The sequence below is a fragment of the Enterobacter sp. WI-ESBL-E8 genome, from assembly GCF_053364895.1.
The window spans coordinates 974613-991116 of the sequence record NZ_JBRWXJ010000001.1; the positions used below are offsets into that span (position 1 = coordinate 974613).

Genomic DNA, 16504 nt, shown 5'->3' on the forward strand with positions numbered 1-16504 from the left:
CTGACATAAATGACCGCTATGAGCACTGCAATTACTCGCCAGATTGTCCTCGATACCGAAACCACCGGTATGAACCAGATCGGCGCACACTACGAAGGGCATAAGATCATCGAGATCGGCGCCGTTGAAGTGGTGAACCGTCGTCTTACGGGGAACAACTTCCACGTCTACCTCAAACCCGATCGGCTGGTAGATCCAGAAGCGTTCGGCGTTCACGGTATTGCCGATGAGTTCTTGCTGGATAAACCGACGTTTGCGGATGTCGCTGACGAGTTCCTGGAATACATCAAGGGCGCCGAGCTTGTCATCCATAACGCCTCGTTCGATATCGGCTTTATGGATTATGAATTCAGTAAGCTTAATCGCGATATCCCGAAGACAAACACCTTCTGTAAGGTGACGGACAGCCTGGCGCTGGCGAGGAAAATGTTCCCCGGCAAGCGTAACAGCCTTGATGCCCTCTGTTCGCGTTACGAGATAGACAACACCAAGCGAACGCTGCACGGGGCATTACTCGATGCCCAGATCCTGGCCGATGTTTATCTGACGATGACCGGCGGCCAGACGTCAATGAAGTTCAGCATGGAAAATGAATCCCAGCAGACGCAGGGCGAAGCGGGTATTCAGCGCATTGTCCGTCAGGCAAGCCGGTTGCGGGTAGTTTCAGCCAGTGATGAAGAGCTTCTCAACCACGAATCCCGGCTTGATCTGGTGCAGAAGAAGGGCGGAAGCTGTATGTGGCGCGCCTGAAAAAACGCCGGAATGTCTGTAAAATCATCGGTTGGGCGATTTTTGCAGCAAACGATTCAAAACGTGAGAAAAAGCGTTGACGAGATCGGAGGCACACCGTAATATGCGCCTCGTTCCCCAAACGGGAACAGTGGAGCGGTAGTTCAGTCGGTTAGAATACCTGCCTGTCACGCAGGGGGTCGCGGGTTCGAGTCCCGTCCGTTCCGCCACTATTCAGAAGGCCTGAATCAGAAATGATTCAGGCCTTCGTCGTTTCAGCTTTCTGAATTTCCTTCCTCTTTTTTATTAACAAAAAGTTAAATAACGTGGTGCGGATAATTAACATATGCACAACATTAGTGCATTATTTGCACTGAAATTGTGCATTTAATCTGCCTGTGCCGCATCTGACGTCAGTCAGGGTGTTACTTTTTGTAAATATAAATCACGAAAAATCATCCTCTTATCTCCTGCTTTCCAAAAACCTCCCGAACCAATTACGTATTGGTTTGGTTATTGCTTAATCATTAGCACGATAAGCGTCATTCCATATCAATAACTTATCGTTAATAAAAATAAAGCAATGATGAAAGCGAGCGAACCAATATGGAAAAACCGTCACGGTTTCTGGCAAATTCCAGCACAGCGCTAGAACAGCTGCGCGGGCTAATCAACCAGCACGAGTCAACACCAGGCACTCCGCTGCCCACAGAACGTGAGCTGTCGGAGACTCTCGGCGTAGGACGACGCGAAGTGCGTCGCGCGCTGGATGTGCTGGAAGAAGAAGGGCGCATCTGGCGTAAGCAGGGCAAAGGGACCTTTATCGGCCCGGCTGCACCCGTTGAACCGCTGGCCCTTCAGGGATTGGTTCAGCAAACCAACCTTCTGGAAGTGATGGAAGCTCGTCTGCAGCTCGAACCCGGCTTAGCCCGGCTTGCGGCACTGCGTGCCACCAGGGAAAACCTCGCGCTCATGCAGCGTATGCTGGAACGCATTGATAAGGTCAGCCCGGACGACCGCGATCTCAACGAACTGTGGGATAGCGCCTTTCACCGCGCCATTGCGGAGGCGGCGGGTAATCGCCTGATGCTCGGCCTGTTTGACGCCATTGATGCCGTCAGACGTGAACCGGGCTGGCAGCATCTGCGTGAATTAGCCCGCACGCCCGAACGCGTCGATAGCTATAACGACCACCATCACAGGATCATGGCTGCGATTATCCATCGCCAGCCTAACGAGGCAGCGGCCGCCATGCGCGAACATCTGCTCAGCCTGCAAACCGCCCTGATTCATGCGATCCACCTTGAGGACGACTTCACCTTATGACGACGATCCCGTTTAAGGACTCCACGCCTGTACTGCGGCTGAATAATCTCAACGTCAAATTTTCCGGCTCTCCGGTGAGCGTACTGGACGGCATTTCCCTGACGGTCAAAGCGGGCGAAACGCTGGCGCTGGTGGGGGAGTCAGGCTGCGGGAAAAGCATCACGTCTCTAGCGCTGATGGGCTTGCTGCCTGCCAGCGCGCAGATTGTCAGCGGTGAGATGCAGTTTCGTCGTCACGATCTGCGCAAGCTCTCGCCGCGGGAGTATGCCGATCTGCGCGGCAGCGAGCTGGCGATGATTTTCCAGGAGCCGATGACCTCGCTTAATCCGGCGTTTACGCTGGGCGATCAGCTGAGTGAAGCGGTCATGCGCCATCAGAACGTCTCACGAGCAGAGGCGATGCAGGCTGCGCTACAGGTTCTGGAGAAAGTGCAGATCCCGGCCGCAGAGATGAGGCTGAAAGCTTACCCCCACCAGCTTTCCGGCGGGATGCGCCAGCGCGTGATGATTGCCATGGCGCTGATTAACCATCCCAAACTGCTGATTGCGGATGAACCGACTACCGCGCTCGACGTCACCATCCAGGCGCAAATCCTCGCCTTGCTCAACACCCTCAAAGAAGAGACCGGTACGGCGGTACTGATGATTACCCACGATTTAGGCGTGGTAGCAGAAGTCGCCCAGCAGGTGGCGGTGATGTATGCCGGGCAGGTAGTGGAGCAGGGAAGCGTGGAGGCGATATTTGCCGACCCGCAGCACCCGTACACCATCGGCCTGATGGGGTCGATTCCCTCCCTTGGCGCGCGTAAAGGCCCGCTTTCCACCATTCCCGGATCGGTGCCGCTGCCGGAATTCATGCCGAGGGGCTGCCGTTTTGCCACCCGCTGTCCGTTTGCGCAGGCGCGCTGCCATGATGAAAAACCGCAGCTCGCCACGCTGGGGGCCGGCCATCAGGTCGCCTGCTTCCGCGTGCCGCTCGAACACCACATTGCCCTGGGAGAGACCGCATGACCACGCCCATTCTTGAAGCCCGCGATCTTAGCAAGCTGTTCCCCGGCCCTAAAAAACTCTTTACCCCGGCGCGGTTTGTCACGGCGGTCGATCGCGTTTCGCTTGCCGTGATGCCGGGCGAAACGCTGGCGATTGTGGGGGAGTCGGGTTCTGGGAAATCCACTCTCGGTCGTCTGCTGCTGCGCCTGCTGGCCGCCAGCGAAGGGCGCGTGTTTTATCAGGGGGAAGAGATCACCCACGCATCAGGAGCGCGTCTGAACCAGCTCCGGCGCGAGCTGCAAATTATCTTCCAGGATCCCTTTGCCTCGCTCAACCCGCGCATGACGGTGGAGCAGATCGTTGGTGAGCCGCTGTGGCTGCACCAGAACATGAAAAAAGCAGACCGGCAATATCGCGTTGCCGAGCTGCTTAAGACCGTTGGCCTGCCTGCCGCCTGGGCCGGACGCTATCCGCACGAGTTTTCCGGCGGGCAGCGCCAGCGTATCGGCATTGCGCGCGCGCTGGCTTCCGGGCCGAAACTGCTGCTGGGGGATGAACCCGTCTCCGCGCTGGATGTGTCCGTACAGGCGCAGGTGGTTAACCTGCTTGAAAGCCTGAAGCATCAGTTCGGCCTGACGATGGTGATTGTCGCCCACGGTCTGGCGGTTATCCGCCATATGAGCGACCGCGTGGCGGTCATGTACCTCGGGCAAATCGTCGAGCTTGCCAGCGTCGATGAAATCTTTGACGCACCGCTGCACCCCTATACCCAGGCGTTGATCGCCTCGGCGCCGCAGATGCAGCCCGGCGTGGAACGCGATGCGCCGCTGCTGCAGGGAGATTTGCCCAACCCGGCCAGCCCGCCGTCCGGCTGTCGCTTCCACACCCGCTGCCCGTACGTCACCGACGAATGCCGCCAGGTGGAACCGATAAATCAGGTACTGGACGGCGGACGACAGGTGGCCTGCCATCGCTGGCAGGACATTAATCGCGATCGCAGCGTTATCCAGATAGCGCCGCCCTCCGCCGCCTTTCTGCGCCGCCGCGCGCTGTTTGAACACGCGGCCACTCACTCCTCCCTTCCTTCAAGGAACTCATGATAATGACAATGCGTAATTCTCTTTTGACCGTACTGGGAAGTGTTATGTTGCTTGGGGCGGCGCTGCCCGCCCATTCAGAAAGCGTGCTGCGTGTCGGTCTGGGCGCTGACCCGGACATGCTCGACCCGCATCTGGCGCGCACCTACTATGGCCGCTTCGTGTTTGCCTCGCTGTGCGACAGGCTGGTGGACGTGGATGAAAACCTGAAGGTTGTCCCTGGACTTGCTAAAGACTGGGCCTGGAGCGACGACGGTAAAACCCTGACCCTGAATTTGCGTGAAGGCGTCACCTTCCACGACGGTGAGAAATTCGATGCCGCCGCCGCGAAATATAACCTCGACCGCGCCCTGACCCTGAAAGGCTCCCTGCGTAAGAGCGAGATCTCCTCCGTTGAATCCGTTGACGTCACCGGCCCGATGCAGATTGCGCTGCACCTGAAAACGCCGGATGCCGCGCTGCTGATGCAGCTTACGGACCGTGCGGGCGCAATGATGGCCCCCGAAGCGGCGAAAAAGCCTGACTTTGCCGCCCATCCGGTCTGTTCCGGCCCGTATAAATTCGACAGCCGCGTGTCGCAAGACCGCATCGTTCTGACCCGTTTCGACAACTACTGGAACAAAGACGCCTACCACTTCGACAAAATTATCTATCTGCCGATCCCGGATGCCTCCGTGCGCCTCGCGAACCTGCGCGCGGGCGATCTCGACCTGACTGAAGGCATCGCCGCCAGCGACGTGAAAACCGTCGAAGCCGACAGCAAGCTGGCGCTGGCGAAGGTGACCGGCCTGGGCTATCAGGGCATCACCTTCAATATCAACAACGGCAAGGTGCCGGCCAACGATCCGTTCAAAGATGCCCGCGTGCGCGAGGCGTTTTCTCAGGCCATCGACCGCGATGCGTTAAACCAGGTGGTCTTTGAGGGGCTGTACACCCCGGCAAACCAGGCGTTTTCGCCGGTCAGCCCGTATCACGTCAACCTGCCGGTCCCACCGCGCGACGTCGACAAGGCCAAAGCGCTGCTGAAAGCGGCAGGCGTCACCGCGCCGCTGACCGTCAACCTGCTGGTGCCGAACAACCCAACCTCGCAGCAGGTCGGTCAGGTGCTGCAGGCGATGGTCGCCGAGGCGGGCTTTAACCTGAACCTGCAGATGACCGAATTCGCCACGCTGCTCGATCGCCAGCAGAGCGGTGATTATCAGCTGAGTTTCTCCGGCTGGTCGGGTCGTCCGGATCCGGACGGCAGCATCTACGGCTTTATCCACAGTAAAGGCACGCTGAACGACGGTCGCTACAGCAACGCGCAGGTTGATGAGTGGCTGACCCAGGCGCGTCAGAGCACCGACCAGGCCGCCCGCCAGCCGCTGTACGACAAGGTGGTGAAGCAGCTGCAAACCGACATGCCGATTGCCTATCTCTACTTCGAGCCGCGCATTTTTGGCCTGAACAAGAAAGTGCAGGGCTTTAAGCCTTATCCGGACGGTATCGTGCGTCTGGCCGGCCTGACGCTGGCGAAATAAACGTCCTGAGGAGAACCCATGCTGGAACTGATTTGCAAACGTCTGCTGCTGGCCGTTCCGACGCTGCTGCTGGTGAGCATGATGGTCTTCGGGCTGCAAAAGCTGCTGCCCGGCGACCCGCTGATCGCCATGGCCGGGGAGGAGCGCGATCCGGCGGTCATCGCCCAGCTGCGCGCGGAGCTGAACCTCGATGCGCCGATCCCCGTGCAGTATTTCCACTGGCTGACGCGGGCGCTGCAGGGCGATCTGGGCGTCTCCTTACGCACGCATGAACCGGTGACGCAGCTCATTGCCAGCAAGCTGCCGGTTACGCTGGAGCTGTCGCTGCTGGCGATGATTATCGCGCTGGTATTCGGCATCAGCATGGGGATCCTCGCGGCGGTGAACAAAAACAGCTGGGTCGATCACGGGGCGAACTTCGTGGCGATCTCGGGGATCTCGATCCCGCACTTCTGGCTGGGGATCCTGCTGATTCTGGTCTTCTCGGTAAACCTGCAGTGGCTGCCCGCGTCCGGCTACGTGCCGTTCAGTGAAGATCCGATCCAGAACCTGCGGACGCTGCTGCTGCCCGCGTCCGTGCTCGGAACGGGGCTCGCGGCAACGCTGATGCGGCACACCCGTGCCTCGATGATTGCGGTCCTGAAGGCGGATTACATCCGCACCGCGCGGGCGAAAGGGCTGCTGCCGAAGGCGGTGATCCTGAAGCACGCGTTTCGCAACGCGCTGGTGCCGGTGATCACCCTCACCACGCTGCTGTTCGGCGAGCTTCTGGGCGGCGCGGTGCTGACCGAGCAGGTCTTCACCATTCCGGGCTTCGGCAAGATGATCGTCGACTCGGTATTCAACCGTGACTACGCGGTGGTGCAAGGTGTGGTGCTGATCGTGGCGATTGGCTTCCTGATGCTCAACCTGCTGGCCGACGTGCTCTACGTCCTTATCAACCCGAAAATTCGAGGTTAACCATGGCGGAACTGACAACGCAAACCGTTGCCCCCGCGCTGCCGCGCGCGCAGAACCGGGTGCTGAAGAAATTCCTCGCCAATAAAAGCGCGGTGATTGGCGCGGTGGTGGTGGGGTTCTTTGTGCTGCTGGCGCTGCTGGCACCGTGGATTGCCCCGTTCGACCCGGTTAAAGCCAACTTCCTGGCGGTGCGCAAAGCGCCGTCGGCGATGTACTGGTTCGGCACCGACGAGCTGGGGCGCGATATCCTGTCCCGCATTATCTGGGGGGCGCGAACCTCGCTGATGGCGGGCTGCATGTCGGTCGTTATTGCGGTGGTTATCGGCGTGCCGCTGGGGCTGGTGGCGGGCTACTTTCAGAAGATGTGGGACGGCGTGATCTCACGCTTTATTGAGGCTTTGCTGGCCTGTCCGTTCCTGATCATGGCGATCGCGCTGGGAGCATTTTTGGGCCCGAGCCTCACCAACGCGATGATCGCGATAGGCCTTTCGGCGATGCCGATCTTCGCCCGCCTGACGCGCGGCCAGGTGATCGCCATTCGCAACGAAGAGTACATCGACGGCGCGCGGGCGATTGGCCTGCCGGATCGCTGGATCATCATTAAATACGTCCTGCCCAACGTGATGTCGCCGATCCTGGTGCAGGCCACGCTTGCGATTGCCTCGGCGATTATCGCCGAAGCCAGCCTGTCGTTTTTAGGGCTGGGACAGCAGCCGCCCAATCCGTCCTGGGGGTCCATGCTCAACACCGCGAAAGGGTTTCTTGAGCAGGCGCCGTGGATGTCCGTTTTCCCCGGCGTGGCGATTTTCCTTGCCGTGCAGGGCTTTAATTTACTTGGCGACGGGCTGCGCGATGCGCTCGATCCGCGCCACGACTAAGGAGTCATGATGACCAAAGCGCTTGATTTTACCTCCGGTTACGCTTCACGACGCCCGCCGATGCTGGGCCATAACGCGGTTGCCACGTCACAGCCGCTGGCAGCGCAGGCGGGGATGAAAATGCTGCAGCTGGGCGGGAATGCCGTCGATGCGGCCATTGCCACCGCGATGGCGCTGACGGTGGTCGAGCCGACCGGCAACGGGATCGGCAGCGACGCCTTTGCCATCGTCTGGGACGGTGAAAAGCTGCACGGCCTGAACGCGTCCGGTCGTTCGCCTGCCAGCTGGCATGCGGATCTGTTTGCCGGTAAAACCGCGGTGCCGGAAATCGGCTGGGACGCGGTGACCGTGCCGGGGGCGGTGTCCGGCTGGGTCGCCCTGGCGGAACGCTTCGGCACGCTGCCGCTGACCACGCTGGCGCAGCCTGCCATTGACTACGCGCGCAACGGCTTCCCGGTCTCGCCGCTGATTGGCCATCTCTGGCAGCGCGGCTATAACAAGTTGAAAGATCAGCCGGGCTTCAGCGCCTGCTTCGCGCCGGAAGGCCGCGCCCCGCGCGTGGGGGAAATCTTCCGTAACCCGGCGCAGGCGAACTCGCTGGAGCTGATTGCGAAAACCAACGGCGACGCGTTTTATCGCGGCGAACTGGCGCAGAAAATTGCCGCCTTCGCCAAAGAGCACGGCGCGCACCTGACGGTAGAGGATCTGGCAAACCATCGCGTGGACTGGGTAGACCTGCTGTCGCGGGACTTCGCGGGCGGTTCGGTGCAGGAGCTGCCGCCTAACGGTCAGGGGATCGCCACGCTGATCGCGCTCGGCATCCTGGAGCAGTGCGGCATCGAGAAGCATCACCCGGACTCCGTGCAGTCTCTTCATCTCTCCATCGAGGCGATGAAGCTGGCGCTGGCGGATCTCGACCGCTACGTGGCGGATGAAGAACACATGGCGTTCGCAGCGAAAGAGCTGCTGAGCGACCATTACCTGAAGTCGCGCGCGGCGCTTATTAACCACGATAGCGCCTCTGATTTTGTCTACGGTTCCCCGACGCAGAGCGGCACGGTTTACATCAGCACCGCGGACGCCAGCGGGATGATGGTCTCGTTTATTCAGTCCAACTTTATGGGCTTCGGTTCAGGCATTGTGGTGCCGGACACCGGGATCAGCCTGCAAAACCGGGGCTGTGGGTTTGTGCTGAACCCCGAGCACCCGAATGCTCTGGCGGGCAGCAAGCGCCCGTTCCACACCATCATTCCGGGATTTGCGATGGACGGCAGCGGCAAGCCGCTGATGTCCTTTGGCGTAATGGGCGGGCCGATGCAGGCGCAGGGGCACATGCAGATGGCGCTGCGCATTATGCTGCACGGGCAAAACCCGCAGGCGGCGATTGATGCCCCGCGCTGGCGCGTGGTGCAGGGCAGGGAGGTGATCGTCGAATCGACGTTCGATCGCAATACTATCGCGGCGCTGCGCGAGCGCGGGCATCAGATCGTGGTGGAAGATCCGCTTCAGGATTACAACTTCGGCGGTGCGCAGGTGATTTACCGTATGCCGGAAGGGCACTACGTGGCCGCGACGGAAAGCCGCAAAGATGGACAGGCGCTGGTGAGTTAATTAACGCCCGGTGGCGCTGCGCTTACCTGGCCTACGCTATGCTTTTTGTAGGCCGGGTAAGGCGTAGCCGCCACCCGGCATTTTTCAGCCAATGCTAAACGGATCCGCATCCTGCCACGCCGGAAACTTCTCTCGATACTCCTTCAGCGCCGTCAATGACAGCTCGGCATCAATGCGCGTCGCCTGATGCGGCTCGGCGGTGGCAATAACCTCGCCCTGCGGATTCACCACCCGGCTGTCGCCGCGATAGTGATGCCCGTTACCGTCTGTACCCACCCGGTTACAGCCCACCACGTACGCCTGGTTCTCAATCGCGCGCGCCACCAGCAGCGACTGCCAGTGGAGGGAACGTGGCGCAGGCCAGTTGGCGACGTACAGCGCCAGGTCGTAATCGTTGCGGTTGCGTGACCATACCGGGAAGCGCAGGTCGTAGCAGACCAGCGGCAGAATGCGCCAGCCTCGCCATTCAAACACCACGCGCTCGTTACCCGCTTCATAGTGATGATGCTCATCCGCCATACGGAACAGGTGGCGCTTATCGTAAAAATGCACTTTCCCCTCCGGCTCGACCAGCAGGAAGCGGTTCACCGGCCCGCGGTCGGTTTGCAGCGCGGCGCTGCCGGCGATCAGCGCGTTGGTCTCCTGCGCTTTGGCATGCATCCAGGCGACCACCTCATCCTGCGGCATCGACTGTTTCGCCGCTTCCATGGCGAAGCCGGTAGTGAACATCTCCGGCAGGACAATCACATCGCGCCCGGTAATGCCTTCCAGTTGACGATCGAAGTGGCGCAGGTTGGCGGGGCCATCCATCCACACTAAAGGTTGCTGCAAAATAGAAATCTTCAGACCAGGCACAATTCAGACTCCTCAAACGACCGCTTTTTGACACTGTAGCACGACATAACGAGAAAATGTGGCAATAAAAAACCCCGCGCGAGGCGGGGTTTGTGCAGGCGAAACGCGTTACGCCGCTTCAGGTTTACGGTGCTTCTCCGGCAGCTTTACCGGCTGCGTCGCCAGCTCTTCCGGTTCGAAATCATCCACGTTAATGCTGCGCAGACGGCTTTCTTCGGCTTTCACCAGCAGAGCAGCTTCATCTTTACTGATAATGCCACCTGCCAGCGCCTGTTTCGCCAGTTCGTCCAGACGGGTAAACGGCAGGTTTTTGCCCAGCTGTTTACAAATTTTCTGGTGAATCGGGTCGGCGGCCATCACGTCCAGCAGCGCCTCTTCCAGCAGGCCTACCGGGTTATGCGGCGTTGGCGCCAGATACTGACCGCGGCCGATACGGGAGCGGGTTGCGCTCGGTACCTGCAGGATCTTCGCTACTTTGTGGTCCAGCTTGTCCGACGGCGCAAGATGATGACGGCCGGTCGGGAAGATCACCGCGCGCAGGGCGCCCGCCACGAAGCGGTTCGGGAAGTTCGCCAGCAGGTCGTCAATCGCCTGTTCGGCCTGATACATCGCATCCTGCACGCCCCAGTGCACCAGCGGCAGATCCGCTTCCTGACGGCCTTCATCGTCGTAGCGTTTCAGCACCGCAGAGGCCAGGAAGATCTGGCTCAGCACGTCACCCAGACGGGCGGAGATACGTTCGCGACGCTTCAGGCTTCCGCCCAGCACCGCCATAGAGACGTCGGACAGCAGCGCCAGGTTGGCACTCAGACGGTTAAGGTGCTGATAGTAACGTTTGGTGGCATCGCCGGTTGGCGTCGCGCTGGTAAGACCGCGCGTCAGGCCCAGCCAGAAGCTGCGCACCTTGTTGCTGCCCACGTGACCGATGTGTTTGAACAGCAGCTTATCGAAGGCATCCACGTCGTTGTTCTGCGCGGCAGCCATCTCTTCCAGCACGTATGGATGACAGCGAATCGCCCCCTGACCGAAGATCATCATGCTGCGGGTCAGGATGTTTGCCCCTTCAACGGTGATGGCAATCGGTGCGCCCTGATAGCCGCGCGCCAGGAAGTTGCCTTCGCCGAGCATAATGCCTTTACCGCCCGCGATATCCATCGCGTCAATGATCGACTGCTGCGCGCGGTGGGTACAGTGGTACTTCACAATGGCGGACAGCACGGCCGGTTTTTCGCCCAGCATGATGCCGTAGGTAATCAGGGAAGCAGCGGCATCCATCACGTAGGCGTTGCCCGCGATACGTGCCAGCGGCTCTTCGATACCTTCCATCTTGCCGATGGAAATTTTGAACTGACGGCGGATGTGGGCGTACGCACCAATCCCCATCGCCACAGACTTCAGACCACCGGTTGAGTTCGACGGCAGGGTAATGCCGCGGCCCACCGACAGACATTCAACCAGCATACGCCACCCCTGACCGGCCATTTTCGGGCCACCGATGATGTAATCAATCGGCACAAAGATATCCTGGCCGCGGGTTGGGCCGTTCTGGAACGGCACGTTCAGCGGGAAGTGACGACGACCAATTTCAACGCCAGGGGTAGAGGTTGGGATCAGCGCGCAGGTAATGCCCAGATCTTCTTCGCCGCCCAGCAGTTTTTCAGGGTCAGAGAGCTTAAAGGCCAGACCCAGCACGGTGGCGATAGGTGCCAGCGTGATATAACGCTTGTTCCAGGTCAGGCGCATGCCCAGCACCTGCTCGCCCTGCCACTCGCCCATGCAGACCACGCCGGTATCCGGAATTGCGCCCGCATCGGAGCCTGCTTCCGGGCTGGTCAGCGCGAAGCAAGGGATTTCCTGACCGCGTGCCAGACGCGGCAGGTAGTGATTTTTCTGCTCTTCCGTACCGTAATGCTGCAGCAGTTCGCCCGGGCCTAAGGAGTTAGGCACGCCAACGGTAATCGCCAGGATCCCGGAAACGCCCGCCAGCTTTTGCAGGACGCGAGCCTGAGCGTAGGCGGAGAATTCCAGACCACCGTACTCTTTCTTAATGATCATCGCGAAGAAGCGATGCTCCTTCAGGTATGCCCACAGCTCTGGCGGTAGATCGGCCATTTCATGGGTAATGGCAAAGTCGTTCGCCATGCGGCACGCTTCTTCCACCGGGCCATCAATAAAGGCCTGTTCTTCAGCTGTCAGACGCGGCTGTGGATAGTTATGCAGCTTTTTCCAGTCAGGATTGCCCTGGAACAGATCGCCTTCCCACCAGGTGGTGCCCGCATCAATCGCTTCTTTCTCTGTACGCGACATCGGCGGCATCACTTTACGGAAGCCTTTGAATACCGGCGCGGAAATCATTGATTTACGCATCGGGGCAAAGTTAAACGGCAGAAGAATGATGGCAAGAGGGACTAAAAGCCAAATATTCCAGAGACCGGCGACGCCAAGCGCAGCGGTCCAGGCCAGAAGAATCAGGCTGCTCAGGAATAAACTGACGCGGTGATAGAACAGCACACCGAGCAGAACAACGGTTGCGAGAATGCTCAAAATCATCATAAAGAAAAGCTCCCTTGCTTGTAGGAGGTCTGACCACTTGTGATGATATGGTTGTAGTTGATGTTATTTCCTTTAGCAATGTGTTTACAAAATAATTACAACCTGGTTCACATTGTTCGCGTTTTCGCCGGCACGAAAAAGCAAAACGCCGGGCGATTCGTATGGCTTTAGCTTCTCGCTTTTCCCGCTATCCGGTACACTCCACTGTGTTATTTCATCAATACTGAAGGATTATCCTCATGTACCAGGATCTTATTCGTAACGAACTGAACGAAGCGGCGGAAACGCTGGCTAACTTTCTGAAAGATGATGCCAATATTCACGCTATTCAGCGCGCAGCGGTCCTGCTGGCCGACAGTTTCAAAGCCGGTGGCAAAGTGCTTTCCTGCGGTAACGGCGGTTCCCACTGTGATGCGATGCATTTTGCAGAAGAGCTGACCGGTCGCTATCGCGAAAACCGTCCGGGCTACCCGGCGATTGCGATTTCCGACGTGAGCCACATCTCCTGCGTGGGCAACGACTTTGGTTACGACTACATCTTCTCCCGCTACGTTGAAGCGGTCGGTCGTGAAGGTGACGTGCTGCTGGGGATCTCCACCTCCGGCAACTCCGGAAACGTGATTAAAGCGATCGCCGCCGCGCGTGAAAAAGGGATGAAAGTCATCACCCTGACGGGCAAAGATGGCGGTAAGATGGACGGTAGCGCGGACGTTGAAATCCGTGTGCCGCACTTCGGTTATGCTGACCGCATTCAGGAAATTCACATCAAAGTGATCCACATCCTGATCCAGCTGATCGAAAAAGAGATGGTTAAGTAAGACTTCGCTGGGGGCACTTTTGCCCCCGCTGTTGTGGAGGTGACGTATGTGCGAACTGCTCGGGATGAGCGCCAATGTGCCAACCGATATCTGCTTTAGTTTCACCGGGCTGGTGCAGCGCGGTGGGGGAACCGGGCCGCATAAAGACGGCTGGGGCATTACCTTCTACGAAGGCAAAGGGTGTCGCACGTTCAAAGATCCACAGCCCAGCTTTAACTCACCGATTGCTAAACTGGTGCAGGACTATCCCATCAAGTCGCGCTCGGTGATTGCCCACATTCGCCAGGCAAACCGTGGCGAAGTCGCGCTGGAAAATACCCATCCGTTTACCCGCGAGCTGTGGGGCCGTAACTGGACCTACGCGCACAACGGGCAGCTTACGGGTTATAAGTCGCTGGAGACGGGCAATTTCCGCCCGGTTGGCGAAACCGACAGTGAAAAAGCCTTCTGCTGGCTGCTGCACAAGCTGACGGAGCGCTATCCCCGCACGCCAGGCAATATGGCCGCCGTGTTTAAATACATCGCGACGCTGGCGTCGGAGCTACGCGAAAAAGGCGTGTTCAACATGCTGCTCTCTGACGGGCGCTACGTGATGGCGTTCTGCTCGACGAATCTGTTCTGGATCACCCGCCGTGCGCCGTTTGGCGTTGCGACGCTACTCGATCAGGATGTGGAGATAGACTTTCAGAAGGAGACCACACCGAACGATGTGGTCACTGTCATTGCAACGCAGCCGCTGACGGGCAACGAAACCTGGCAAAAGATTATGCCAGGCGAGTGGGTACTATTTTGTCTCGGGGACCGTGTAATTTGACGCCAGCTGTGGATGGACGACTTCGTGGCTCAGCGGTTTGCTGACCACGTAACGGCCATCTACGATAGAGACCACCGGCGGCTTGTGGGTCTGCTCAAAGTAGTCGTAACCCGGCTTAAGCTGTTTCCAGAAATCCGCGTAGTATGAGTACTTGTGACGCGTCATGTTGGCGTCCGTCATGCGGAACGGGTAGATGCTGACCTGAACGTTAGGCTGCCCAAAGACCAGCGCGCCGGTCACGAACTGGAAAATCTCATCAATGCCGGAGTCGGTCATCGCATAACAGCCGACAGACACGCAGGCACCGTGGATCATCAGGTATTTACCTTCATAACCATGAGCACGGTCATAGGCATTCGGGAAGCCGATGTTAATGGCTTTATAGAAGCGGCTGTCGGGTTTGAGCTGGCTGCGCTGAACGTTGTAAAACCCTTCCGGACTTTTGAAATCGCCCTGACGCTGTTTTGGCCCCAGCCCGCCGGAGTAGTTACAAATCTTGTAGCTATCAAGCAGCTGATAAGTCTCACCCATTTTTACAAACAGATCGAGAGTGCGTTCTTCCTTGAAGATCTGAATATAAACCGGCGATCCCATTAACTGCTGTTTATATTCTTTGCTGACCGGCGTCGTTGAGCTATTACTGCTGAGCAGTCCGGCAAACGACATGCACGGAATCAGAAGCATCGCAATGAACAATGCGATTTTACGCATACTACTAGTTCCTTGATAAAACCATGACCAACTTGCCAGGACGGCAAAAGAGACCCGAAATCAGATTATTCTGTTAGGAGCGCTCACATTAGCACCGCCAGAGATTTTCGCAAGAGCCGGGCGGTGAGTTTACAAATTAGTTTTACGTTATAAACCATCAAAATCGCGATGGCTCCAGGAACTTTGCGTATTAGCTCGCAATTTGGCGCGCGCGACGGCGGATTCCCTGCCCGCGGGAAGGGGAAAATGTTACACTTCGCGCCCACTGGATTGTTGTTCATGGAAACCTGCTAACCACATGTTTAAAATCAAAAAAGGACTTGATCTGCCGATTGCAGGCGTGCCCGAACAGCACGTTTCGACAGGCGTTAGTGTCCGTCATGTCGCCATCCTGGGCGACGACTACCTGGGAATGCGGCCGTCAATGCTGGTACAGGAAGGCGATCGCGTTATCAAAGGACAGGCGCTCTTTGAGGACAAAAAAAATCCCGGCGTAATGTTCACGGCACCCGCGAGCGGCATCGTTGTAGCGATCAACCGCGGCGAACGGCGCGTTCTGCAATCGGTGGTTATCCGCATTGAAGGCGATGAACAGCGTGAATTCACCCATTACGACGCGGCAGACCTCGCGTCGCTGAGCCGTGACGCTGTTCAGGCTCAACTTCTGGCGTCGGGTTTATGGACCGCGCTTCGGACCCGTCCCTTCAGTAAATCCCCTGTTCCAGGCACGGAACCGGCCGCGATCTTCGTTACGGCAATGGATACCAACCCGCTTAGCGTGGACCCGCAGCCGGTTATCCTGGCGCAGCGCAAAGCCTTTGATGCCGGGCTGACCCTTTTAACCCGCCTGACGTCGGGGAAAGTTCACGTTTGTCAGGCCGGCGGCGGCAAGCTCGGCGGGCATCCGCAGGGGCAGGTCACGTTTAACGAGTTTGCTGGCCCGCATCCGGCGGGGCTGGTCGGGACGCACATCCACTTCCTTGAGCCGGTTAGCCTGACGAAACAGGTCTGGCACCTTAACTATCAGGACGTTATCGCCATTGGTCATCTCTTCACCACCGGTGAACTGAGCGCTGAACGGACTATCGCCATCGCCGGGCCTCAGGCGAGCCACCCGCGTCTGGTGAAGACGCTGCTGGGCGCGGACATCAATGAACTGCTGGTGGGTGAGATAAAAGAGGGCGAAAACCGCCTCATTTCAGGTTCGGTGCTCAGCGGCCGCCATGCTGTTGATGCGCACGCCTATCTGGGACGCTTCCATTTGCAGGTCAGCATTGTGCAGGAAGGCCGCGAGAAAGAGCTATTCGGCTGGGTGCTGCCCGGCGCGGAGAAATATTCCGTCACCCGGACCACGCTGGGTCACTTCCTGCGTAACCGGCTGTTTAACTTCTCGACCACTACGCACGGTGGAGAGCGCGCCATGGTCCCGATTGGCAACTACGAGCGCGTCATGCCGCTGGATATTCTGCCGACCATGCTGTTGCGCGATCTCCTCGCCGGCGATACCGACAGCGCGCAGGCGCTGGGCTGCCTGGAGCTGGACGAAGAAGACCTGGCGCTCTGTACCTATGTGTGTCCGGGAAAATACGAATACGGACCCGTATTGCGCGAGGTGTTAACCCGCATTGAGCAGGAAGGATAAC

Annotated in this window: 14 protein-coding genes and 1 tRNA gene; 12 read left to right on the forward strand and 3 right to left on the reverse strand. The window is 58.6% G+C overall.

Annotated elements, in window-relative coordinates; genetic code table 11:
- The first annotated feature begins 18 nt into the window (after positions 1 to 18).
- The 9 genes from dnaQ to ACWHWP_RS04675 all read left to right on the forward strand — a co-directional run bounded on the left by dnaQ (position 19) and on the right by ACWHWP_RS04675 (position 9110).
- Complete coding sequence (gene dnaQ / locus ACWHWP_RS04635) at positions 19 to 750, forward strand: DNA polymerase III subunit epsilon (protein WP_074170259.1); 732 nt, start codon at positions 19 to 21, stop codon at positions 748 to 750.
- Positions 751 to 882: 132 nt separating this feature from the next.
- Positions 883 to 959: transfer RNA gene (locus tag ACWHWP_RS04640), tRNA-Asp, on the forward strand.
- A gap of 376 nt (positions 960 to 1335) precedes the next feature.
- Positions 1336 to 2055 (forward strand): FadR/GntR family transcriptional regulator, encoded by a 720-nt coding sequence (locus ACWHWP_RS04645; RefSeq protein WP_047347367.1) that lies wholly within the window; start codon positions 1336 to 1338, stop codon positions 2053 to 2055.
- Complete coding sequence (locus tag ACWHWP_RS04650; protein WP_447855141.1) at positions 2052 to 3065, forward strand: ABC transporter ATP-binding protein; 1014 nt, start codon at positions 2052 to 2054, stop codon at positions 3063 to 3065. The genes ACWHWP_RS04645 and ACWHWP_RS04650 overlap by 4 nt, the downstream gene beginning before the upstream one ends.
- Positions 3062 to 4144, forward strand: a complete 1083-nt coding sequence (locus ACWHWP_RS04655; RefSeq protein WP_063431378.1) for an ABC transporter ATP-binding protein — start codon at positions 3062 to 3064, stop codon at positions 4142 to 4144. Before ACWHWP_RS04650 ends, ACWHWP_RS04655 begins: the two co-directional genes overlap by 4 nt.
- A 2-nt stretch (positions 4145 to 4146) precedes the next feature.
- Complete coding sequence (locus tag ACWHWP_RS04660) at positions 4147 to 5661, forward strand: ABC transporter substrate-binding protein (protein ID WP_072250570.1); 1515 nt, start codon at positions 4147 to 4149, stop codon at positions 5659 to 5661.
- An 18-nt stretch (positions 5662 to 5679) separates the two neighbouring features.
- A complete protein-coding gene (locus ACWHWP_RS04665; protein WP_447855142.1) occupies positions 5680 to 6621 on the forward strand; it encodes an ABC transporter permease in 942 nt (313 codons plus the stop codon).
- 2 nt (positions 6622 to 6623) lie between these two features.
- On the forward strand, positions 6624 to 7499 hold the full coding sequence (locus tag ACWHWP_RS04670) for an ABC transporter permease (RefSeq protein ID WP_047347362.1): 876 nt from the start codon (positions 6624 to 6626) through the stop codon (positions 7497 to 7499).
- 9 nt (positions 7500 to 7508) lie between these two features.
- Entirely contained in the window at positions 7509 to 9110 is a 1602-nt protein-coding gene (locus ACWHWP_RS04675; RefSeq protein ID WP_447856629.1) for a gamma-glutamyltransferase family protein, read from the forward strand.
- Positions 9111 to 9194: 84 nt separating this feature from the next.
- Here the strand turns inward: ACWHWP_RS04675 and ACWHWP_RS04680 are convergent, their stop codons facing one another.
- Entirely contained in the window at positions 9195 to 9965 is a 771-nt protein-coding gene (locus ACWHWP_RS04680; protein ID WP_063955168.1) for an amidohydrolase, read from the reverse strand.
- Positions 9966 to 10073: 108 nt separating this feature from the next.
- Positions 10074 to 12518, reverse strand: coding sequence for an acyl-CoA dehydrogenase FadE (gene fadE, locus ACWHWP_RS04685; protein ID WP_059310459.1), 2445 nt, complete (start codon positions 12516 to 12518; stop codon positions 10074 to 10076).
- A 239-nt stretch (positions 12519 to 12757) separates the two neighbouring features.
- Here fadE and lpcA point away from each other — a divergent pair, with 239 nt between their 5' ends.
- The gene (lpcA, locus tag ACWHWP_RS04690) at positions 12758 to 13336 is read left to right on the forward strand and encodes a D-sedoheptulose 7-phosphate isomerase (RefSeq protein WP_047347358.1); all 579 of its coding nucleotides are present in this window, start codon (positions 12758 to 12760) and stop codon (positions 13334 to 13336) included.
- Between the two features lie 46 nt (positions 13337 to 13382).
- On the forward strand, positions 13383 to 14150 hold the full coding sequence (locus tag ACWHWP_RS04695) for a class II glutamine amidotransferase (protein WP_010427885.1): 768 nt from the start codon (positions 13383 to 13385) through the stop codon (positions 14148 to 14150).
- Here ACWHWP_RS04695 and dpaA read toward each other — a convergent pair.
- Entirely contained in the window at positions 14121 to 14861 is a 741-nt protein-coding gene (gene dpaA, locus ACWHWP_RS04700) for a peptidoglycan meso-diaminopimelic acid protein amidase (RefSeq protein ID WP_059310460.1), read from the reverse strand. The two genes, ACWHWP_RS04695 and dpaA, sit on opposite strands and share 30 nt — an antisense overlap.
- Before the next feature lie 298 nt (positions 14862 to 15159).
- Between dpaA and ACWHWP_RS04705 the strand changes: the two genes are divergently transcribed.
- A complete protein-coding gene (locus ACWHWP_RS04705; protein WP_059310461.1) occupies positions 15160 to 16503 on the forward strand; it encodes a Na(+)-translocating NADH-quinone reductase subunit A in 1344 nt (447 codons plus the stop codon).
- The last annotated feature ends 1 nt before the right edge of the window (position 16504 follow it).